Raw genomic sequence first — 22,850 nt, forward strand, 5'->3', positions numbered from 1 at the left:
CTTTCTCTCTACGAAACTACCTTTTCGGGCGGCAGCTTATTTCTCCCGCACCCCGAAGCGGTAAACGGTAATAGAGTGCAGCGTGTCGCCGGGCTGCAGAATGGTGCTGGGAAACTTCGGCTGGTTGGGCGAGTCGGGAAAGTGCTGGGTTTCCAGACAGAAGCCCGCGTGCTTGCCGTAGACCCGGCCGCCCTTGCCCGTGAGCGTGCCGTCCAGGAAGTTGCCGGTGTAGAACTGGATGCCCGGCTCGGTGGTCAGGACCTCCAAGGTGCGGCCCGAGGTCGGCTCGTAGACCGTGGCGGCTGGGTGCAGCTCCGCCCCGGGCTGGTTCAGCACCCAATTGTGGTCGTAGCCGCCGGGCACCTCTCCGATTCGCTCGCCAATGGCGTGGGCCGTGGCGAAGTCAAAGGGCGTACCCTTCACAGACCGTAGCTCCCCGGTCGGAATCAGGGTGTTGTCGACCACCGTGTAGCGGTCGGCCGGCAGCGTGACCTGGTGGGCCAGCACATCCGGGCCCGCGCCCAGGTTGAAGTAGCTGTGGTTGGTCAGGTTCACCGGCGTGGCTTTATCCGTCGTGGCCGTATAGTCGAGGCGCAAGGCGTCGTCCTGGGTCAGCGTGTAGACCACCGTGACAGTCAACGTGCCGGGGTAGCCTTCTTCCCCGTTTTTACTCACATAGCGCAAGGTCAGGGTCTGGCCGTCGGCACTGCGGCCGGGCTCGGCCTGCCAGACGACCTTGTCGAAGCCCTGCCGGCCGCCGTGCAGGTGGTTGGGCCCGTTGTTTTTGGCCAGCGAGTAGGTTTTCCCATTCAGGGTGAACTGCCCGGCCTTGATGCGGTTGCCGTAGCGCCCGATCAGGGCCCCGAAATACGGGCCGGCTTGCTGGTATTCGGGGCTCTGGTAGCCGCTCACGTTGTCGAAGCCCAGCACGACGTCGCCCAGCTGCCCGGCTTTGTCGGGCACCAAGAGGCTGGTGAGCGTGCCGCCGTAGTTGGTGATGCGCGCTTGCAGCCCGTGGGCGTTGGTTAGGGTATAGAGCTGTACTTCGGTGCCGTCGTGGGTGTGGCCGAAGGAGGTGGGCGTAGACATGGCAGGTAGATTTCGGGGAAACGGGGGCACGGTGCCGAGGGCATGTACGGCCCCGGGGCATCTGGGGGTGACGCAAGAGCGTCCTACAGCGTTTTGGCGAAGCCGACTTTGATCTTGAGCTGGAAGTCGCCGATAACCTTGAAGATTTCCTTCAAACTGACTTCCTCCACCCGGGTCAGCGTCTTGGGGTCGAGGTAGTTGTCGGGGCGGCGTTTGTCGCTGATGATCTGCACGGCCTGCTTCTTGAGGCGCATGCCCATCAGGTAGTAGTACGACTGCAGCAGCTCGTGGTACTCTTTGTCGCTAAACACGCCCTGCTCCTTGAGGGCCGCCAGCCGCTCGCCGGTGTTGGTCAGAAAGATGCGGTGCTTCAGGGCGTAGATGCGGGCCAGGTCCACGATGGGCGTCATGGTCTTTTTCAGGTTGAACACCTGCTGGGAGCCCACCGTGAAGGTGCGGATGTTGCGGAAAAACGTGAGCGGGGGCTCAAACTGCAGGGCATTGATGGCCATGTAGTAGAAAAACCGGTCGTGGGGCACTTGCAGCTGCTCGCTCAGAAACTGCTGCAACTCCTGCATGATGGTGGCGTCGCCGTAGAGGTAGCGGCAGTCGAAGAAGGCCGCGAACTGCATCACCGCCTCGGGGTTCGACTCGCTGATCCACTCGGTGTAGTTGCGCTTCCAGTGCGAAAGGGAGTGGGTCCACTTGGGGTTTTTGGCCATGAAGCCCCCCTCGCAGAAGCTGAAGCCAATGGCGTTGAGCTGGTCGGAGACGTGCTCGGCAAACTGCTTGAAATAGGCCCGCACGGCCTCGCGCTGCTCGTTGGCCTTGTCCTCGTAGATAATGGCGTTGTCCTGGTCAGTGAGCAGGGTTTGCTCCTTGCGGCCTTCGCTGCCCAGCACCATAAACACGAACCTAGCCGGCGGCGGCCCCATTTCCTGAATCACGCCCTCAATGACTTTCAGGGCAATGGTGTCGGAAATGCTGGTGATGAGCTGGTTCACGATTTCGGGCTTCACGCCGCGGTCCAGCAGTTGGTACACCATGTCGGGCACCTGCTCCCAGCGCCGCCGCAGCTCCGGGCCCGACACGGCCTGCTTCACGGCCTGAATAAACATGAACGGCGACTGGGCCTGCTCGGTGAGCAGCTTGTTGCGGCTCACGAAGCCCACGTAGCCGGCCCCATCGGCGGCGCGCACGAGCAGGTAGCGGGTCTTGGTCTGGAACATGAGCAGCGTGGCCTCATACACGTAGGCCTGGGCGCTGATGCTGACCACCGGCGCATCCATAATGGTGCTGACCGGCTGGCGGGCGTCGAGCAGGCCGGCCACCACTTTGTCGCGCAGGGTAATATCGGTGACGTAGCCCGTGATGGTGCCGGCGGCGTCGGTGACGAAGTAGCAGCTGGTGCGGGCCTCGGCCATGCGGCGGGCCACCTCCCGGATGGGCGTGGTGCCGGGGCAGGCCACGATGTCGCGCAGCTCCACGGCTTCGAGGCGGCGCGAGTAGAGCTGGTCGGAGGCCAGGTAGTTCTGGGCCGCGCTGCCCTGGTTGAGCTTCACGAAGTGGGCGTACTCGTCGTCGAGCATGCGCTGGCCGTACTTGGTGGTGAAGTACTGGAAAAACCCGTCGTAGGCCTGGCACAGGGCCCGGAAGTCGCGGCGGTGCAGGAAGTAGACGCGCGTGCCCTTGCGGGCCAGTACCGTGCGCAACGAGCGTTTCTTATTGAGCAGCACCGAGATGCCGCCGTAGCAGCAGCCCGGCCCGCAGTGTTCCACCAGGCGCTTGTGCTGCTGGCTGTCGTAGAAAAACGTTTCGTACCCGCCCTCCACCACGATGTCGAGGCCGCGCAGCTTGCTCACGTCCTGCATGTATATAATGGCCTCGCGCGGGTGGGTTACTTCTTCCAGCAGATCGGCAATTTCGCGCAGCACGTCTTCGGGCAGCACGTCGAAAGGCTTCACGGTGCGCAGAAACTCTATCCGGTCGGTCATAGTCAGAGCAGTAAGAAGTAGGCGGCCAGCAAGACCAGCAGCAGCAGAATCAGTGCGGCAAGTATACGGGCAGCCGGTGGCCCGGGCTTTTCCGGCGGCCGGCGCGGGGGCGTTTGAGCGGTCAGGGTTTGCTCGGTGATGTCGCCGTTGCGCCAGAGCTCAAAAAAGCAGCGGGCCGTGGCCTGGGCATCTACCAGCGCGTCGTGCTGCCGCCGCAGGGGCTCCCGGAACAGCCGCTCGTACAGCTCGCCCAGGCGCAAGAAGCGCTGCGGACCGGCCTGCACAAACCGGCTGGTGGTGAGCATGGTGCAGAAGGTGGGCAGCGCCTCCAGCGGGTTGTCCAGGCCGGCGCGGTAAAAGCCCACGCCCAGCATGTGGAAGTCGAGCTGCATGAAGTGGGCCACCACCAGGGGCTCGTAGCGGAGCAAATCCTGGTAGAGGCGGCGCAGCACCGCGTGCCGGGGCTGGCCGTGCTCCTGCAAGAACTCCCGGGTCAGGCCGTGCACGCTCACCGAGGCGGGGCTCAGGTCGTAGTCGCTGGGCAGGATGTAGTGGTTTTCGGCCTTGAGCTGCTGCCCGTCGCGGGAGCACACCACCCAGGCCAGCTGGGCAATGTGGGGCCAGTTGCCCAGCACCGAGTACGGCTGCGACCAGTCCTGCGGAATGCCGGAGGTTTCGGTATCGACGAACAGCACGTACTCTCTCACGGCGGGCAAACGGATTTTTTACTGGACCACGGGACGGATGTGGCCCTGCTTATCGAACTCGACGGGCACCACGGCGGCTTGCTTCCGCACGGGCGCGTCGTCGTCGTTGCCAAACAGCGTGCTCCACCACTGGCCTCTTACGTCCTGAAAAAAGACGTCATGGCCCGCGTAGGGCACCGATACGTAGCATGGCTCGTAGGGCCCAGCAGCGTCCGGGACTCGGCCGTCATGCAGTGGTAGCGCTCATAATAGCGCTCGGCGCAAGATAGATAATAGCGTCCATTGGCCTTCAACAAATACGCGCCCTCGAAGCCGACGTGGTTGAGCTCGGAGGCCTTGCAAGGCCGGTTGGGGATGGTGGTGGTGGTGGTGGTGCTTTTGTCTGGACGTTATGACAAGGAACGGCAGGCGGCGGCGCAGCCGAAGCACCTCGCGGGCTGTCGTTGAACCCCTCCCCAACCCCTCCCCTCCGGGAGAGGGGCTTAGATTAGCATTGCAATGATTTGTACCAAGAGCATAATCCCAGGGCGTGGTGGTGGTGGTAGAATACTTCAACGGGGCCACCCGCCGCACCGCGTACCCGAAGGGCGGGAAGCGTATGCGGACTACAGGCTCCTACGCCCCCTGGGTATCACCGATTACCGCTGGCAGTATACGCCCCAGCACGTGGTGAACCCTGCGGGCAGCCTTCAACTCCGCGCGCTGGACTTCGCCAAGTACGGCCAACTGGACCAGAACGGTGGCAGTGGCAGAGGCGGCAACTGCTGCCCGCCGCGTGGGTCGCTAAAACATTCACGAAACACGTCGCCATTCCCAATCGGGTCAACGAGCCTTACGGGTATCTGTTCCAGAGCAAAACGTACCAGGTGCAAGGCAAGGTCTGCGAGACGTTCTATGGCGCGGGCAACGGCGGCAACATTTTTTTGTATTCCCGACCAGGCGCTGGCCGTGGTGGTAACGGCTACCGCGTACGGAGCCGCCTACTCACCCGCAAGTGGACAGGATGATGACCGGCTTTATTCTGCCGGCCGAGCCAGGGGCTGGCGCGAATAAGGCAGCCGTCCGCTCTGCCTTGCCAACGCCCTTGGGCAGGCGGCCCTAACTACGGTTGCTCGCGCTTACGGCGCACCGTGCGAAGGAAACGGCGGGTTCTCGCCTCCTCAACAGCTTGCGCAGCCACGTCATCACCTAAAGCTGCCATGTAACCTTTGTACCAAACTTTTACCCGAGGCCACTATTCCAGTACCGAGAGATTATAGGCAATTTCAGCCTGTAACGCTGCATAAGGCACTTGCCGCAGCTGCTGGCCGTTGCGCACGGCCAGGGCCGCCAACGCCCCGCAGGCTTCGCCGGTAGCCGAGGAAGTAGGCATAATGCGGATGGCGCTGTGGCCTTCGCGGGTGGAAGAGATGCAGCGGCCGGCCACCAGCAGGTTGTCGGCCTGCTGCACCAGCAGGGAGCGAAGCGGCACCTCATAGTACTGGCCTTCTTCTACGTGCTCCAGCACGGAGCTCTCCCCTTTCTGCCCGTGGATGTCGATGCCGTAGCTGGAGCGGGCCACCGGATCCGGGAACTTGTGCATGTTGCGCACGTCGGCCCCCGTTACGGCGTAGTCGCCGACGGCGCGGCGGGTTTCGCGCACGCCCACCTGCACAGCCGTTTCCACGAGGTAGGAGTTCTCGAAGCCGGGCAGCTCCTGCTGAATCAGCCGTACCAGCTGATCAACCTGATTGCGGCCGGTGAGCTCGGCAGCCGTCAGGTCGGGCGAGGAGGAGCCGTCGAGGCCCAGCACGTTGCTGGTGTTGAAGGAGCCTTCGCCGCTGCCGGGCAGGGTGGTAAAGAAGATATACTCGATTTCCGGGGGCAGGCGCTTTTCGGCAATGGCGCGGCGCACGTTGCTCCAGTAGCCCGCCACCGACACGATTTTCGAGAAATCGAAGTCGTAGGTCATCCAGTCGAAGAAGTCGTGCTTGTTGGCCTGGGCATAGTCGGTGGCCCGCTGAATATCGATGCCGCCCATGCGGAAAAACAGCGTCAGGGCCTGCAGCAGGCCGGTTTGCTCGTCGCCCTTCACCCACGGAAAGTTGCCCAAGAACACCAGCTGTGCGTCGCCGGTTGTATCGATGAACACCTCCCCGGCTATTATTACTTCGCGGCCATCAACCAGAATATCCAGGGCGGCGAGGCGGTTACCGTCGCGCTGCACCCGCGCAATTTCGCCGTGCAGCAGCACCGTCACGCCGGCCGCCCGCAGCAGCTCGTAAGCCGAGGAGCGAAAGGCGCTGGCGTAGAATCCGTTGTCAATCATGCCGTTCTGGCGGCGCATTCCGTTTTCCAGGTCCTCGAACACGCCCCGCACCAGCGGCTGGCCGTGCACGGTGTGCTTCATAAACGGCCCGACCATCCCGGCCGTGCTCATGCCGCCCACGAAGCCGTAGTGCTCCACCAGCAGCACCGAGGCACCCATCCGCCCGGCCTTCACCGCCGCCCCGATGCCGGCAATGCCGGCCCCGGCCACAATCACATCGTATTTTTGCTTTAGCTCCATAAGGGGGAAAGTATCGTCGGTGGGGAATACGCCGGCGGCGCGGCGCGTCTTCCGGCATTGGTTTGGTTACTGAGCTACCGGGCGCGCAGCCTGGGCGGCCACGGCGGCAGCTTCCAGGTCGGCGGCGCGCTGCAGCCACTGGTGGGGCGCGTAGGAGCGGCCAGCCAGCAGGTCGGCGGCGCTGCCGAAGGCTTCGCCAGGCTCTGCCGGCGCTGCCTGGTAGAGCAGCTGGGTTTCGGCCGGCACAATCTGCAGGCGGGCACCCAGCGGCGCCAGCGCGGCCGTCAGGGTATCCAGCATATCGTTGGCCGTGGTTTCAACGAAGGTGGGATGCGCGGCGGGCAGCCCCAGCGCCAGCCAGTAGCGGCCGTCGGGCAGGCGCACGGCCTGCTGCAAACCGGCCAGGGCCTGCATGGTGGCGGCGGCGGCTTCGGGCACAGGGCTGGTGAACACGCACAGCCGCGCCCCGGTGAGCTGGCCGGTGCGCCGCACCAGGCGCGTGAGGTGGCCGGCATCGGTGGCATCGAGCACGCGGCGGGCCCGCACGCTAAACTCGCCTTCCTTACCAATTACGCTCAGCGTGGCGTAGCCATCGGGGCCGGCCGGGGCCAGGGCGCGGGCCTTCACGTGAAACAGCAGCGCCACTGCCGATGCCTCCAGCGCGTGCTGCAAGCCGATTTTGATGACTTCCGGGTTGAGCACGCAGCCTTCCTCTGCCTCATACACGGTAGCGTAGGGGTTGGCGAAGAGCTGCCCAAAAAGCTGCCGGGCGTGGGGCGTGGCCGCCACGGGCCGCTGCTGCAGGCAGCTCAGACTTTCCGTGACGCTGCCCCCAGGGAAGCCATAAGGATTGAGCACCAGTACGGTGTTGCCGGCGGCGGCGTAGTGCAGCGCCAGCAGAATACCCCCCACCGAGGCTCCGTACACGACATAGTCGTAGGGCTGCGAATGATTCAGCGAATGAATTTGCATAGAGAGAATGAAAAGCGGGCCGAAGGCCCTGAAGCCACGTCAGCGCGTGCCGGAACTGCTGCTACAGACCATCGGGAAAGAGGTTTCCCTTAATTCTGCAGCCGCAACCCACGGTTTTCCTGGCAAGTCCGTTGGGCAGCAGCCGTTTGCTTGCCGGCCTATTTAGCGTTCATCTGCACCGGCACCAGCGTAATGGGCGTGGGCAGGCAGGATGCGCCGGGCGGTGAATATGTGAGGTGAATCAGCTGCTCCTGACCGTCGGCGGACGGGGCAAATACCTGGATGACAACGGCCTCGGGCTCCTTTTTGGTGGCCGCCTTATCGGAAGGCAGCTTCACGATGCCGCCGGGGTGCAGGCCGGCACTGACCACCACGCTGGTGGCCATGGCCCCGCACCAGTTGTTGTTGGGGCCGCCGCCGCGGGCGTTGCGCGTGAGCAAGGCCAGGCCCCGGCCGTCGGTGCTGCGCCAGCGGATGTTGATATCGTAGAGCACGCCGTAGTTGCCCTTGAGCACGGCTGTTTCTGTGGTGTGGCTGGCGGTGCCCTCCACCCACGGGTCGCGCTGGCCGTCGGCCACGGTGATTTCGGCCGCGCCGTGGCGGGTGTCAAACACCGAGTCGAGCTGCACGCGGTAGTTGCTCACGCCAAACACGCCGCGGCCGGCCCCGCTCTTGCTTTTGCCGGGCAGCACCGGGGGGTTGCGGGCCAGCGCCGTGGGGCCGGGCGTGCCGGGGTCGGTCTGCAGCACCGTAATTTCGGCCGGCTGATCGATGAGAAACTCGTAGAAGCCGTGCACCAGGTCGTCGTACCTGACGGTGGTTTTCTCCCATTTTTCGTCCAGGGCCACGGCCTGCCCGGCTTTCACCTGCCGCACCTTCGGGCTGGGCTGCGAGGCGAAGTAGTCGGCCAGGCCCTGGCTGCCAATCTTGAGGTAGTCGCCGCTGGGCGGCTGCGCCGAATACTTCAGCATCTGCAGGCGCATGGGCCCGGAACCCAGGTTTTTGATGAGGGCCGTGATTTTGCGGTCCATCTTCTGGGGCTCCTTCACGCCGTTCACGTTGTAGAGGTAGAAGCGCACGGTGCCGGGCAGCACCCGTTCCCGGAACACGGCCGCCTCGGGCACCCGGATGTACTCCGGGTCGTCGCTGATGAGAAACTGCGGGCCCGGCAGCACCAGCTTGCGGTAGCTTAGCTGCCTGGACTTCTGAAAGGCAAACTCCGGCAGCTCTACGCTGGCGCCGGGCTTGGCCTGCAGGATGCGGGCGCTGGTAGAGTCGGGCGGCAGCGGCTGGGTAGCCTTCACCGTGATGATGGCGCCGGCCAGCAGCACCGCCAGGCTGATTTCCTCTTTCCAGATGTTGAAGGAAAATTTCATGGCAAAAATGGGGTGGGAAGGGAAAAACAAGGCAGTAAAAAAAGAAGAGAAACCAGGTTCCTCTTCTTTTTCGACCTAAAGTATACGTGGCGGCCGAAGCATATCCTTCGGCGCACCTACTATCATAACTTATTATCAGATAGATTATTGAATCATAATTTTACGTGTGCCAACGCCGGCCGGAGCCTGCACCTGCAGCAAATACACGCCGGCGGCCAGCCGCGGCAGGGCAAGCTGCTGACGGCCCGGCAGGGCAGTGCCCTGCGCCACTACGCGGCCCTGCAAATCCTGCACCTGCCAGGTCTGCACGGTGCGGTCCTGGATGTCGAGCGTGAAAGAGCCGGTGCTGGGGTTGGGGTGCACCTGCAGAGCGGCGGTGAGGGCGGCCGAGCGGGTGCCCAGCACGGTGGTAGCCGTGGCCGTAGAAGCGGCCGACAGCGCCTCGCGCAAGGCAAATACTTTGATAAAATACGGCGTGTTGGGGCGCAGACCGGGAATATTGGCCGTGACAGTGGTGATGCCGGCGGCCGGGCTCAGCACCTGCACGCGGCCGTAGTCCGGGGTATTGGCCGTGGCGGTGGGGTTGAGGCCAAAATTGGCGCCGCTGGTGCTGTAGTACACCTCGTAGGCAATTTCATCGGCGCCATCCGAGAAGCTCACGTTGATGCTGGCGCCGGCGGCCGTGGCCGTCAGGTTGGCGGGCGCGGGCAGCGGTGCTGCTGTGGTAGGTGTGGGGTCGAAGGTGAAGCTGCGGCGCTGGGCAGCGGTGCTGCTGGTAAGGGCCAGAATGGGGCCGGCCGCCTGAGCATTCACCCCGGAGAAAGCCGCCACGTTGTAGCGGGCCTCCGGAATGCTGGTGGCCACGTAAATCGTGTTGTAGGTGGGCGGCGTGGTGGTGGCGTCCACTTTGTGGGTCATTCCCACCTGAAAGCCCTTGTTGGCCCCCGTGGAGCCGATGTTCATGCTGCCATACACGTACTCGATGACGTTGCTGGTTTCGTAGAAGCGCATCTGGTAGGTGGCATCTACGGTGCCGCTGTTGGCCAGCACGCCCAGGTTCAGGTACTCCACTACCAGCACGCGGTTAGGAGCTGTGCCGGTGGTCTTGTAGTGAATCTTGCCCGTCGATGATGGTCCGATGGTGGCTACATCGGCGGCGGCAAAGGCCCGGTGGAAGGCGGCAAACCGCTCCAGCCCGCCCGTGAGGGTTGCGGCTACTACCAGGTTTTCCTCGGCCAGGCTCACCAGGCCGGTGGTGGTGGCGCTGAACTGGCTGAACCGCTGCCCATAAAACCAGAGGTCAAACCCGATGGGCTGGAACGTGGAGCCGGGCACATTGGTAGCTCCGGGGCCGAAGAGCTGAGTGGTGCCCGTGCTCATGTCGATGGCCGCGCCGGTGCGGCTGGTAGCCAGGCTGGCGGCCGTGCTGGTAGTCCAGCGGTAGCGGCTCATATCCAGCTGGGCCTGGGCTGCGTGCGACGAAACGGCCAGCAGCGCGGCCAACGCCGTGAGGCGGGCCAGCCGCTTGGGAGTAGCCTGGTGCAAAAGAGTAGAAAGTGACTTCATAGGAGGGGGAATTGGATGATGAGAACGGGTAAGAGAAAAGCAGTTAGCGGCTGAGCTGCACGTTGGCACTGAGCCACTGGCCGCTGGCCTGGCGGGCCTGCACCACATATTGGCCCGCAGGCAGCGCACTGCGCAGCTGCACGGCGTGGGTGGCCCCCGCCGCCAGCCGCACCGGCTGCTCATACACCACACGGCCCAGCTGATCGGTCACGCGCACGGCCGTCAAGGTGGTTTCGGCCCGCACCGAGAACGTGCCCTGGCTGGGGTTGGGAAAGGCCTGTAGCTGGCTCCCGGTAGCTTTGCGCGACTCGCGGGTGCCAAGCGGGACGGCGCGGCCGTCGAGGCGACGGTTGCGCACCAGCAGCACCGCGTCGGCACTCACGAAGCGGCCGGCGGGCGTGTTGTCGGCACTCAGGCGCACCACGCGCTGACGGCCGGTGCGCAGGTAGAAGTCGCCGAGCTTCACGAAGCCGGCATTGCTTACGCGGGTTTGGTCTACTGCCACAGTCGTCGTGGTGCCGGTGGCGTCCGTCACCTGGAAGGGCGCGGCCGTATTACGGTTGCTGGAAACCACCTGGTAAGCGTACACCTCGTACCAGGCATCGGCGGGCACGGTGAGGTAGTAGTCCAGGGCATTGCCGGCGGTGTTGTCGGCGTAGAGGCTGGGGCCGCTGTAGCCGGGGTTGTTGCTGGTCAGCCAGGTGCCCGAGCGCACGGCATTGGCGGCGTCGGTGATGGGCACCAGCGTCCGGAACGTGCGCCAGTCGGCGGCAGCAAACGGCGCGGTGGCGGGCGTGGCGAAGCGCGTGCGGCTCAGGTAGCGGAAGCGCCCGGCCAGATCATCAGCAAACCAGATGGCGCTGCCCAGAAAGCCTTTGCTGCGCGCCAGATCCAGGTAGCTCACCATCTGCGGGTTGGTGAGCACCACCGACGAGCCGGGGCTGACGGCAAACGACGGATACACCTTCGTGGGGTCGTTCACCAGGTTTTTGGCGTAGGTGATGTAGCCGTCGTACACGGCCTGGGTGCTGGCGTAGCTCTGCACCTGCACGTTGTCGACCTTGTTGTTATCTACCCACCACTTCCAGTCCTGCAGGTACTGGTTGTAGGCCGTGTAGGTGCTGGAGCCGTACTGGCTGGGCGCATTCGACACAATCAGGCGCGGATTCACGGCCTTGATGCTGTCGTACACGCGGGCATGGAAGCTGTTGATTTTGTCGGCGCGCCAGCGCATCCAGGCCGCATCGTTGCCGGCTGTGGGCGGAGCCGCGCCGTTGTGCTCCTGCCGGTAGAGGACGACGGTGAACGGGTCGTAGCCGTAGTCGAGGCTGGCGTAGCGGATGCGGTCCAGCTGAATGCCATCCACGTCGTAGCGGCGGCTGATTTCGGTGGCCAGGCTGATGAGGAAGTTCTGGGCGGCGGGGTTGCTCTGGGCCATCCAGTAGAAATTGCTGGCCGGGTCGAGCTGCTGGCCGCTGAGCTTGGTGGCGGTCCAGTCGGGGTGCACGTCCAAGATGGGGCCGCGCACGGCGCCGGGCGCCAGGTTGCCGGTCCAGCCAGCCACGAAGCCGTATTCAAACCAGGCCTCCACCCGCAGGCCCACGCGGTGGCCTTCGGCAATGGCTTCGGCCAGGATGTCGCGGTCGGCGTAGGTAGGGTCGGTGCGCAGGCCGGTCTGCTGGAAGAAGCGCGCACTCTGAAACAGCGGATAGCCGCGGCTCCACACGTTCACATACACCGTGTTGAAGTTGGCCGAGGCTAGGCTGTCCATCTGCTGGGCAATGGCGGCGCGGCTGCCGAACTTGGTGCGCGTAAGCCAGGTGGCGCGCAGCTCCTGGGCCATGGTAGCGGCCGGCAGCAGCAAGGCCAGAGCGGCGGTTAGAAAGCGTTTTTTCATAGAAAAGCAGTCGGCAAGAAACGGCTCCCGTGGCCGCAGCGCGGGGTGTGTGCTTACAGACCCGCTTTCGGGTTGAATCCCCTAAGGGTGCGGGAATTATCTGTGGCCCTCAACGACTACCTCATCCGCCATCAGAAACGCCGCGCCGCCCGCGCCGGGGTGGCCGGGCGGGCACACCCCCACATTGCGGGCCCGTATCCGCACGTAGCGCACGGCGCCGGCCGGCCCGGCGGCGCCGTAGCTGCGCCGGAGCGGCCCTTCCGCGCTAATCGGTTCGGGCGTGGTGGCTTCGGACCCCGATGTATACGTCTGACCGTCCGAAGAAAAGCCGAACTGCACGACGCGGGGCAGAAAAATCCAGGAGTTCCAGTCCTGCAGAAACGCCACCCGCACGCTGTCGAGCCGCTGTCTACGGCCTAGGTCTAGGGTAAGGTCGAGGTCGGTGCGCTCAAAGCCCTGCCAGGCGCCGTCGCGGTAGTCGAGGCTGCCCAGGCGGCCATCGGTGAGGGCGCCCGCGCCCCCCGCAGAATAGATCGGGTGAAACGGCGTCGCCAGCGCCACTGCCGCGCCTAAAGCCGCATGGGGCTGGAGCTGTACGGCGGGCAGTTCGGTCAGTGGCTGGCCGCCGCGCAAGGCCAGCACCCGCAGCCGGGTGGGCGTTTCGACCATCAGCGGCACCATGTAAGGAGCTGAAGTTGGTGAGGGTGTAGTGCCATCCATAGTGTAGCGCAGCCCGATGCCGGGGCCGCCGGCCGTGAGCGTGGCGCGCAGGCCGGTGGCGATGGGCTCGGTACTGACGGCCAGCGGGCGGGTTTCGAAGCCATACTGCACGCCCAGCGCCGCCAAGCGCGGATAATACTGCCGGGTGCGGGCCAGAAACTCCGGGTAGGCGCGGGCCGCCGGCGGGCCGGTCCAGAGCACTTCGGCCAGGGCCAGCAGGCGCGGAAACATCGCCTGATCCAGCTGCGCGGGTGTTATCCGCTCGGTCCAGATAGCCGCCTCGCTACCCAGCACCCGGCCGCGCTCCGCCGCCGTCAGCCCGGCCGGGCGCGGGTCGAACCGGTACACTTTGGCCAGATCCAAGATAGTGGTGTTCTGGTCGAAATACGTGAAGCTGCTGGGGGAGGCCACCACCGAATAGCCCGCCCGGACTGCCGCCGCTACGGGCCCCAACCCGTGCCAGGCCTGCACCACGGTGCCGGCCGGCGGGTGCAGCGCCAGCGCCTCGTCCCAGACGATGCCGCGCCGCCTGCGCCGGGCCAGCACCGCCGACACCTGCCGTAGGAAATACCCCTGCAACTCCCGCTCCGACCGGAGATTTTCCCGGCGCATCAACGCCTGGCATTTCGGGCAGGCACGCCAGCGGGCCACGGGTGTTTCATCGCCGCCGACGTGCACAAGCTGGCCCGGAAACAGGTCCATCACCTCACCCAGCACATCGGCCGCAAACCCGGCGGTGCGCGGATTGCCCACGCACAGCACATCCTCGTGCACGCCCCAGTCGGTAGCCACGGCCAGTGGCCGGCCCCGGCACGACAGCTCCGGATAGGCCGCCAGCGCTGCCTGCACGTGGCCGGGCATATCCACTTCGGGCACCAGCTCGATGTGGCGCAGCCGGGCGTAGGCCACCAGCTCCCGCAGCTCGGCCTGGCTGTAAAAGCCGCCGTCCGGCTGGCCGTCGGCCCCACGCCGCCAGGCACCCACGCTGGTCAGGCGCGGCCAGGTGCGGCTTTCCAGGCGCCAACCCTGGTCGTCGGTAAGGTGCAGATGCAGGCGGTTGAGCTTGTGCAGGGCCAGCAAATCCAGGTAGCGCCGCAGCTGGGCCGGGGGCAGAAAGTGGCGGCTTACATCGAGCAGCAACCCCCGCCACCCAAACGCCGGCCAATCCTGAATGTGTACACCCGGCACCAGCAGCGGCCCCACGGCGGGCCCTGCCAGCTCAAGCGCCGCGGGCAGCAGCTGCCGCAGCGTCTGGGTACCCCAGAACAGGCCGGCCCCCGTGGAGGCCCGCAGCCAGATTCCGCGCGGTGTCACGCGCAGCTGGTACTGCTCCCGGAGCGAGTCAGGCACCGGGCCAGGCTGCAGAATGAGGTGCACACCGGCGCTGGCCGTATCGGCACTGAACTGTAGCTCCCCTCCTATTCCACGGCGGTGCAGCCAAGCGGCCAGCTGCCGGCCGGCTTCTGCGGCGGCGGTGTCGGTGGCCGGGGCGGTGAGCAAGAGTCGGGTGCGGGCACTGAGCGTAAATCCGGTACCGGTGTACTGCACTATTTGCGGCCGGGGCAGCAACACTGGATTTGCCGCTGCGGCCTCCGTTTCCGCCGGTTGGGGCCGCCGGCTGCAACCCGGCAGTGCGGCCAAAGCCAGCCAGAGCATAGGGAGCAGAAATGAGCGGGAAAGCATCAGCAGGAAAGAAAATCAGAGAAATTGGCTGCCAGCAACGTGCCTCCCGGCAGAGCAGCTGGCAGGCTCCCGGCAGAGCCGCTGCCTGAGCAACCAACCGCCAGCTGACCAGGCAGCGCGGCGTTCTTCCGTCAGTCTTATGGCACCAAGTGCGGCTGCACCAGTCTGGTCCAGAGCTCATAGGCCGGGCGGGTCATGTGGAGGCTATCAGCCTGGTAGAACGCGGGGCGGGGGCGGCCATTGGAACCGAGCAGGGGCGTACCAACATCAACGAACTCCACCCGGCGGTGCCAGCGGGCATAGCGCCGGATGCGGCGGTTGGCCTGCTGCATGAGCGGGTACTCCGCCCAACGGGCCGGGCTGGGCTTAATGGACAGGTAGGTGAGCCGGGTGGCGGGCAGCTCTCGGCGTAGCCGCCGGGCAAACGTGCGAAACGAGGCATACACGTGCGCCGGCGCATAGCCGGCGGCAATGTCGTTGTCGCCGGCGTAGAGCACCACCTGCCGCGGCCGGTAGGGCGTGATAAGCCGCGCGAAGTAATGATTCACGTCGGTGAAGCGCGCCCCGCCGAAGCCGCGGTTCAGCACGGGCTGGCCCGCAAAGTCGGTGGCGAGCGTGCGCCAGCCCCGCACCGACGAGCTGCCGGTGAAAACAATGGGCTGCTGTGGTGGTCGCGCCAGGCTATCCTGCCGGGCGAAGGCGGCTATTTCCGGGGCCCAGAGCTGCGGGTTGGCGGGCTTGGGTGCGGCCGGCCGCTGAGCCCAAGCAAAAGGGGCGGCCACCAGTCCCACAACCAGCAGCGCGCCCCGGATTGCATAACGCAACATAGTACAGATAACGGATGAGGTTAGCGTAACGATTTATTGATTTGGTTTCGATAATCCTGTAAATCAGGCGCCGGCGCTACTGCTTATCCCACCAGATGCGGGTGGTCATCAGGTCGGGGCCCTGGCGGCTGAGGGCCTGCTGGTAGCCGCTGGGGTTTTGCAGGGCCTCCGTGCTGGGGTAGCGCATGCGGCGCGGCACCTGCCCGTTGGTTTCGCCCTGGCTGGGCACCTGCTGCAGCACCGGGAAGCCCGTGCGGCGGTACTCGGCGTAGGCCTCGAAGCCGCTGTGGCCAAACAAGGACAGCCACTTTTGGGTGCTGATTTGCTGCTGGGCCTGCGCCGGGTTGAACTTCACCAGGGGCCCATTGAGGTAGGCCGTGATGGCCGCCGCGTCGGTCACGCCGGCCAGGGCCATAGCTTCGCGCACGCCTGTTTCGTACCAGCTCTGGGCCGTACCCGTGTTGTCCCAGCCGCGCAGGGCGGCTTCGGCCCGCAGGAAGCACACCTCCGAGTAAGTCAGCAGGTTCTGGTCGTTGCTGGTGTTTTTGTAGCGCGCCCCACCCTGCGAATAGTTGGCCGGGGAATACTGCGTCTGGGCCAGCTGCGTGGTTGAAAGGCCATTGGGCAGCCCCACCCGCGCCAGGTTGCTGCTCGATACGGGGTCGACGAAGACGTTCAGCCGCGGGTCGTTATAGCGGGTCAGGTAGTCGACCAGCGTGGCGCTGATGCGGCTGTCGGCGAAGTTGAGCACCACGGCCAGCGGGTTCTGGTTGATGCGGATGCTGCCACCGGTGTTCTTCATAATGGCCGACTCGGCGTTGCTGGTCATCACGCCGCTGGCCAGCGCGTCGCGCACCTGCTGCTCGGCCAGCGCCGGGTTCACCTTGCTCAGGCGCATGGCCACGCGCAGCCGCAGCGAGTTGGCGAAGCGCCGCCAGCGGTTGTTGACGGCCGGCAGCGAGGTGCTGGGCGCGTGCGAGCCGGCGTTGCCGAACAGTAGGTCGGCCTGCCCGTAGTTGCCGCGCCTGGTGTCGTCGAGGGCCGCCGCCGATTCTTTCAGCTCTTTCAGAAAGTCCTCGTAGATGGCCTGCTGCGGGTCGTACTTGGGCTGCGTATTGCCGTCCGTTACGCCCTTAAAGGCGTCGAAATACGGCATGTCGCCCCAGTAGTCGGTCATGCGCTGAAACAGGAACACGCGCCAGATGCGGGCTTCACTAAGCTTGTTTACTTCCTCGGGCGAGTTCTGCACGTAGCGGATGGCCTGCTGCAAATCCATGCCGTAGCCGGCGTAGAAGTTGTTCCAGAAAGAAGCCGTCCAGGTCAGGTTGCTCTCGTAGCGGTCGGTCTGGAAGCTGGCCGTGGAATTGGCAAAAAACTGCACCCACATGTTGGCGTGCAGGTGCTCGCCCAGCTGCTGGTCGTTGTCGTAGAGGGCGCCGTACTTCAGGGCCCGCGAAAACAGCAGGTTGGCCGGCACGTCGATGGCCTTGGTGGGGTCGGTGTTGATTTCCTCGAACCGGTCGGTGCAGGCGGGCGCCGTGAGCAGCAGGCCCAGCCCGGCCAGCAGAGCGGCGGCGCGGCGGCGGGAAACGCGAAAAGTGGTCGTCATAGAGAATCAGGCCGTAGCCGCCGTTAAAATTCCAGGTTGAGGTTGTAGCCCAGGCTGCGGCTGTTGGGGTAGCCGCCCGATTCCAGGCCCTGGGCCCGGCTCAGGTTGTAGCCCGACTCGGGGTCGAAGCCCTGCGTGTCGCGCCGCAGAAAGGCTAGGTTGCGGCCCACTATCGAGAAGCTGGCGCCACGGATAAACTTGGCCTTGCTCAGCAGCGCAGTTGGCAGCCGGTAGCCCAGCGCCACCTCGCGCAGCTTCACGAAGGTGGCATCGTACACGAACGGCTCCGACACCGTCGCGAGCCGCGCCCAGTAGGATTCGGGGTTCACGAAACCAGCCTTGGGCGTAAACGAGCCGTCAGCATTCTTCACCACGCCTTCCACGTACACGCCGCCGGTGGGCGTCCAGTTGGCGGGCGTGGCGCCGGCCGCCAGCCGCGCCGCTTCCGACTCGTACCAGCCCTGCCGGCCTTCGAGCGTCTGCTTGGCATTGCCGCGCACCGAGGCTACCTGCTGCGACACCGAGTAGATCTGGCCGCCCCAGCGGGCATCCAGCAGCACGCTCAGGCTGAGCCCCTTGTAGCTGAACGTGTTGCTCAGGCCCCCAAACCAGTCGGGCTGGAAGTTGCCGAGCTTGTTGTTGTTGCTGGTGCTGGCCAGCGGAAAGCCGTTGGCATCCACTAGCAGCCGCCCGTCGGGGGCGCGCTGCAGCACCGTGCCGAAGATGTCGCCGAAGGGCTTGCCCACGGCGGCTACTACCGACACGTTGTTGCTCTCGTTGCCGAGAAAGTACGACACGCCGCCTTCGTTGAGGGCCACCACCTTCGACTGGTTCTTCGCCCAGTTGGCGGTCATATCCCAGCGGAAGCCGTTTTCCAGCTTCACCGGCGTCACAAGGCCCACGATTTCGAGGCCCTGGTTCTGGATGTCGCCGGCGTTGATGAGCTGGCTGCGGAAGCCCGAGGCGGCCGTCACGCCGATGCTGGTTACCTGGTTGAAAGTATTGGTGCGGTACACGGTCAGGTCGAGGCCGGCGCGGTCCTTGAAAAAGCGCATCTCCGAGCCAAACTCAATCGAGCGGGTGGTCTGGGGCTTGAGGTTGATGGTGGGCAGCTGGTCCTGCAGGTTGGCAAACGGCTGGCCCAGGTGGGAACTACCCACGCCGGGCGCGTTGGCAATGCCTGACCCCAAATCATAGAGCGTGGTCAGCTCGTAGGCGCTGGCACCCTTGCCCACGCGGGCCCAGGAAGCGCGCAGCTTGCCCAGGCTCAGCACCTTGGAGTCCAGCTTGAGCAGGTCGGTGTAGGACACGGCCAGCGAGGTGCTGGGGTAGAAGTACGACCAGTTGCCGCGCGGCAGCGTCGAGTCCCAGTCGTTGCGGCCGGTGGCCTCCAGAAACACGGCGTTGCGGAAGCTCAGCTGAGCCCGCCCGAACAACGACTGTACTTCGGAGCGCGAGAAGTTGTAGATGGGCACGCGGGCCGCCCCGTTGTCGATGGTGAACAGGTTGGGCACGCTCAGCCCCTGCGTGGAGGCCCCGGCCTGCTCGTTGCTGCGCTGCAGCAGGTTGCCGAAGGCCTGGGCCGTCAGCTCGAAGTCCTCGCTCAGGTTGCGCGTGCCGCTCAAGATGAAGTCCATGTTGGTTTCCTTCACCCGGAACGTGCTTTCCGACAAGCCGCCCCGGTCGGGCACGGCCGTGGTGTTCCAGCTCGTCCAGCTGGCGTAGCGGTAGCCCGAGCGGGAGGTATAGAAGTCGGTGCCGCCGCGCACCTGCAGCCACAGCCAGGGCAGAATGTCGTAGCGGATGGCCACCGAGCCGTTCACCCGGTCCTGGCTCACCTCGTTGGTATTCAGGTAAGCCGCCCAAAACGGGTTCTGGCGCTGGGTGCCCGAGGCCAGCACGCCGGCACCCAGTTGGGTGTTCAGGTTCCAGAGGCGGGGCTGCAAGGTCACCGGGTCGCGGTAGTCGCGCAGGTCGTCGATGTACACGCTGCGGGGCATATACAGGAACTGCGTCATCACATTGTCGGGGCTGGCGCCGAGTGTGGGGCGGTTGTAGGTGCGCGACAAGGTGTAGTTGAGCTTGGTATCCACCGAGAGCTTGTCGCCCAGCGAGGTGGTGCCGCGCAGCGTCACGTTGTCGCGCACCAGGCTGCTGTTGGGATAAGTGCCCTTGTTGCGCAAATCGCTCAGCGACACGCGCAGCGTCGATTTGTCGGTGCCGCCGGTCAGGGCCACCGTGTTGGAGGTGGTATAGCCGGTTTCGAAAAAGTCCCGGATGTTGTCGGGCTGCGGGCTGTAGGGCTTGATTTCGCCGGTCCAGTGCCGGGCCAGTTGCCCCTCCATGCGCGGCCCCCAGCTGCCGATGTTTTCGCCGGCCTGCTGAATCTGCGGGAAGCCGTCGGCCGTCAGGATGGGCTGGCCGGCTGTGTTGCTCAGAAACCGCCCTTGCGTGCCCTGCCCGTACTCGTTCTGGTAGTCGGTGAGCACCTGCACCCGGTCGAAGGTGGTGTTGGAGTTCAGCGACACGCCCAAGCCCTGGTTTTTGCGGCCCTTCTTGGTGGTCACAATCAGCACGCCGTTGGCGGCGCGGTTGCCGTAGAGGGCCGCCGCGTTGCCGCCCTTCAGCACCGAGATGCTCTCAATGTCCTCGGGGTTGATGGTGGACAGGCCGTCGCCGGAGTCGAAGCCGCCCAGGCGGCTGGCCTGCTGCAGGTTGGTGTTGTCGATGGGCACACCGTCAACGACCACCAGCGGGCGGCTGTCGCGGGTGAGCGAGGTGTAGCCGCGGATGATGATGTTGGTGGAGCCGGCCGGGCCCGAGCCGTTGCGGTTGATCTGCACGCCGGCCAGCTTGCCGCTCAGCGAGTTGATAATGTTGGGCTCGCGCGCCACCACGATTTCGGCCGCCTTCACGTCCTGCACCGAGTAGCCCAGCGACTTGCGCTGCCGCTCCAGGCCGAAGCCCGTCACCACCACTTCCGACAGGGTTTTGGCATCCGGGGCCAGAGCCACGGCCAGCGTCGTCTGGCTGCCAATCTCCACTTCCTGCGCCGTAAACCCAATGTAGCTGAACACCAGCGTGGTAGCACCCTCGGGCACCTCCAGCGTGAAAAAGCCCTCCGCATTGGTTGCCGTCCCGACCGTGGTGCCTTTCACCACCACGTTCACGCCGGGCAGCGGGCCGCTGCCGTCGCGGGCCGTTACGGTGCCGCTCACGGTGCGCGCCGCCGCGGCCGGCCGGCGCAGCACCGGGGCCGGCGTGCCCGACAGCGCCACCAGGCTGCCGTTGGTGGGCGTCGGCAGTCCTGCCGCCGACGTATCAGTCCGGCGGGCGGTCAGGATAATCTGCTGCCCGACAATGCGGTATTCCATGCCCAAGGGACGCAGCACCTGGTCGAGGGCCGTTTCCAGGGGCACGTTGGTCAGGTTGATGGTCTGGCGCCGGCGCTTGTCGAGGCGGTTGTCGCTGTAGATGAACACGTAGCTGCTCTGGCGCTCGATTTCGCGTAGCAGGTACGTCACGTCTTTGTCTTTGGCCTTGAGCGTGATGGTAGCGGCGGTGGCCCCGCTGGAGGCCGCCTGCAGCTGGGCACTATTGCCGGCCGACAGGTTGGCCAGCAGCAGAGAGCTGGCTACCAGCAGCGCCTTGCCGGCGGTGCGGGTGGTGGGGTTGCAGCGAAAAGCAAATTCCGGGAGTAGCCTTAGATTCATGTGCGGGAATTGGCGGGGAGGTGGGAAGCAAAAAAAAAGAACACACCTAGCCCGCACGCAGGCCACGGCATGTCATCAGATAGTGAGAGGCTTTAGAGACTCAGGGGTTTCGGCGTCGCAGCCCAGGCCCTTAATCAGTAGCGTACTGTTTTGAAGCTCAAAATCGAAGGCACGGGTCATTTCAATCAGGCGCAGCACTTCGCGCAACGACTGATCCTTGAAGCGGCCGGTGAGACGGCAGTTGCGCAGCCGCTCGTCCTCGAAGCGCACGGTCACGTTGTACTGCCGCTCCAGGGTCTTGGCTACTTCCGCCAGCGGCGTGGCCTGGAAGATTAGCGAGCGTTGGTTCCAGGAGGCGTAGTCGCGGCCATTGACCTGCTCTACGCGCAGCTCGTGGCTGGCTTTGGAATACACCACCTTCTGATCCGGCACTACATAGATGGTGTCGCGCGCGGCGGCGGCCGGCAGGGCCGCCCGGATAAAGGCCACGCGGCCCGTCACGACGGCCGTTTCCACGGCGTCGTCTTCCTTATAGGCTTTCACATTGAAGGACGTGCCCAGTACGCGCACCTCGTGGGTACCCACATGGATAATGAAGGGCATCTGCTCGTTGCGCTTCACGTCGAAAAAGGCCTCCCCTTCCAGGTATACCTCGCGCCGCGCGCCACTGAACGTGGCCGGAAACGAGAGCCGGCTATCAGCGTTCAGCCACACGGCCGTGCCATCGGCCAGCAGCACCTTGGACTTGGTACCGCGCGGGTTGGTGCGCTCCTCGTAGCTGAGCGGCGCCAGGCCGCTAGGCTGCGCCAGATACTGCCGGTAGGCCACCGTGCCGCCCGTAGCCAGCACGGCTACCGAAGCGGCGGCCAGCCACAGGCGCCGCCACCGCGCCGGACGCGGCAGGGCTACTACCCTGCCACCGGTTTCGTCGGCTTCGGCAGCCTCACCAGCCAGGGCGGGTTGTTCCGCCTCGTCGATGCGGGCCAGCAGGCGGTCAAAGGCCCGGGCCGTGTCGGCGGGGTTGGCCACGGGCTTGGGCCCCTGCCAGAACAGCCTGATTTCGTCGTAAACGAGGCGCTCCTCTTCCGTGGCCTGGGCCAGCCAGGCGTGCAACACTTCGCGCTCCACCTCAGAGAGTTCTCCGGCGAGTTCTTTCCCGATAAGATCGTATAGTTCGGAAATCTCCATCCCCTATTTACAGCTCAAATGACGTGTTTGATTTTCTAGACATGGGTGCGGCCCATATCCCCTAACTTCCCCGTAAAATTAGGCTGCTGCCGGACACCCGGACAGCAAAAAGGCGCGACCGGGGCCGCGCCTTGGCAAAGGCTGACAAGTAGATTGCTCCAACTTCTTTAGCCGGCCGCTCCGGCCAGCAGCAGCGGAATCAGGGCCTGGGCGATGCGCAGCACGCGCGGCGGTGCCTGTCGGGCCGCGAGGTGGGCCTGCAGATCTACGCTGATTTTCTTGATGGCAATGCCGATCTGCACCTCAATGGTTTTGGTGGAAATCCCCAGTATCTCGGCTACTTCCTTGTATTTGAGGCCATCTTCGCGGATCAGCTTGAAGATGATCTTGCACTGCGGCGGCAGCTTGTCTACGGCCCGATGAATCTCGGCCTGCAGCTCGGATACCAGTAGCGTACGCTCCGGCGTGAGGGTTTCTACGCTCAAGTAAGCCGGCAGATCTTCCAGCGGAATGGCAGGCTGGTTTTCCGCTTTCTGCAGGTAGTTCAGCGACTGATTTTTGATGGAAATGTAGAGGTAGCTGTCCATGTTCTTCACCTCCGGCAGCGTGGCCCGCTTCTGCCACAGCTTGAAAAACACATCCGACACCACCTCTTCCGCCAGCTCCCGCGACTTGACGTAGAACTGCGCGAATTTCAGCAGCCGTGGGTAGTACAGGGTGAAGAACTGCTCGAATGCCCGCCGGTCGTCGGCGGTGGCAATGCGGTGGAGAAGCAGAGCGGTGGACGGGTGGGAAGAATCCATCAGAATCGTTTTGTTAAAAATGATGGTTCCTCCGCGTTAAACCAAATTTTTTCTGCCAAAGCCTCGTTTTTTTCAACAACCTGGCACGCAGCGCCATTTTTTTTCGGAATTCCGGGCAAAAACCGAGGTTTTGCGTTTGTACTGCAAAATCTGTGACG

15 protein-coding genes are annotated in these 22,850 nt (G+C 64.7%); all 15 read right to left on the minus strand.

From position 1 onward, the window contains the following. Nucleotides 1-36: 36 nt before the first annotated feature. Nucleotides 37-1,089 carry an aldose epimerase family protein gene (locus E5K00_RS11615; RefSeq protein WP_135463382.1) on the minus strand — a complete coding sequence of 351 codons (1,053 nt, stop codon included), beginning with the start codon at nucleotides 1,087-1,089 and terminating at the stop codon, nucleotides 37-39. An 83-nt stretch (nucleotides 1,090-1,172) separates the two neighbouring features. After that, nucleotides 1,173-3,083, minus strand: coding sequence for a DUF294 nucleotidyltransferase-like domain-containing protein (locus E5K00_RS11620; RefSeq protein ID WP_135463383.1), 1,911 nt, complete (start codon nucleotides 3,081-3,083; stop codon nucleotides 1,173-1,175). Nucleotides 3,084-3,085: 2 nt separating this feature from the next. Then, nucleotides 3,086-3,790: a 3'-5' exonuclease gene (locus tag E5K00_RS11625; protein ID WP_245328288.1), complete on the minus strand. Its 705-nt coding sequence runs from the start codon at nucleotides 3,788-3,790 to the stop codon at nucleotides 3,086-3,088. A gap of 18 nt (nucleotides 3,791-3,808) precedes the next feature. After that, nucleotides 3,809-3,967 carry a hypothetical protein gene (locus tag E5K00_RS22830; RefSeq protein WP_167856840.1) on the minus strand — a complete coding sequence of 53 codons (159 nt, stop codon included), beginning with the start codon at nucleotides 3,965-3,967 and terminating at the stop codon, nucleotides 3,809-3,811. Between the two features lie 1,057 nt (nucleotides 3,968-5,024). Further along, nucleotides 5,025-6,338: an FAD-dependent oxidoreductase gene (locus E5K00_RS11635; protein ID WP_135463385.1), complete on the minus strand. Its 1,314-nt coding sequence runs from the start codon at nucleotides 6,336-6,338 to the stop codon at nucleotides 5,025-5,027. Nucleotides 6,339-6,404: 66 nt separating this feature from the next. Beyond that, nucleotides 6,405-7,310, minus strand: a complete 906-nt coding sequence (locus E5K00_RS11640; RefSeq protein ID WP_135463386.1) for an FAD-dependent oxidoreductase — start codon at nucleotides 7,308-7,310, stop codon at nucleotides 6,405-6,407. A 158-nt stretch (nucleotides 7,311-7,468) separates the two neighbouring features. Continuing rightward, nucleotides 7,469-8,686 carry a copper amine oxidase gene (locus tag E5K00_RS11645; RefSeq protein WP_135463387.1) on the minus strand — a complete coding sequence of 406 codons (1,218 nt, stop codon included), beginning with the start codon at nucleotides 8,684-8,686 and terminating at the stop codon, nucleotides 7,469-7,471. A gap of 144 nt (nucleotides 8,687-8,830) precedes the next feature. Continuing rightward, a complete protein-coding gene (locus E5K00_RS11650) occupies nucleotides 8,831-10,252 on the minus strand; it encodes a T9SS type A sorting domain-containing protein (RefSeq protein WP_167856841.1) in 1,422 nt (473 codons plus the stop codon). Between the two features lie 43 nt (nucleotides 10,253-10,295). Beyond that, a complete protein-coding gene (locus E5K00_RS11655; protein ID WP_135463389.1) occupies nucleotides 10,296-12,149 on the minus strand; it encodes a family 10 glycosylhydrolase in 1,854 nt (617 codons plus the stop codon). A gap of 96 nt (nucleotides 12,150-12,245) precedes the next feature. Further along, nucleotides 12,246-14,552: a glycoside hydrolase family 20 protein gene (locus tag E5K00_RS11660; RefSeq protein WP_135463390.1), complete on the minus strand. Its 2,307-nt coding sequence runs from the start codon at nucleotides 14,550-14,552 to the stop codon at nucleotides 12,246-12,248. Between the two features lie 137 nt (nucleotides 14,553-14,689). Then, entirely contained in the window at nucleotides 14,690-15,379 is a 690-nt protein-coding gene (locus E5K00_RS11665; RefSeq protein WP_135463391.1) for a GDSL-type esterase/lipase family protein, read from the minus strand. Between the two features lie 76 nt (nucleotides 15,380-15,455). Further along, nucleotides 15,456-16,988: a SusD/RagB family nutrient-binding outer membrane lipoprotein gene (locus tag E5K00_RS11670; protein WP_135463392.1), complete on the minus strand. Its 1,533-nt coding sequence runs from the start codon at nucleotides 16,986-16,988 to the stop codon at nucleotides 15,456-15,458. Between the two features lie 23 nt (nucleotides 16,989-17,011). After that, nucleotides 17,012-20,701, minus strand: coding sequence for a SusC/RagA family TonB-linked outer membrane protein (locus E5K00_RS11675; RefSeq protein ID WP_135463393.1), 3,690 nt, complete (start codon nucleotides 20,699-20,701; stop codon nucleotides 17,012-17,014). Nucleotides 20,702-20,776: 75 nt separating this feature from the next. After that, a complete protein-coding gene (locus E5K00_RS11680; protein ID WP_167856843.1) occupies nucleotides 20,777-21,829 on the minus strand; it encodes a FecR family protein in 1,053 nt (350 codons plus the stop codon). A gap of 227 nt (nucleotides 21,830-22,056) precedes the next feature. Continuing rightward, on the minus strand, nucleotides 22,057-22,692 hold the full coding sequence (locus tag E5K00_RS11685; RefSeq protein ID WP_135463395.1) for an RNA polymerase sigma-70 factor: 636 nt from the start codon (nucleotides 22,690-22,692) through the stop codon (nucleotides 22,057-22,059). Nucleotides 22,693-22,850 lie beyond the last annotated feature (158 nt).

Origin of the sequence: Hymenobacter aquaticus (assembly GCF_004765605.1) — a bacterium.
Taxonomy (GTDB): domain Bacteria; phylum Bacteroidota; class Bacteroidia; order Cytophagales; family Hymenobacteraceae; genus Hymenobacter; species Hymenobacter aquaticus.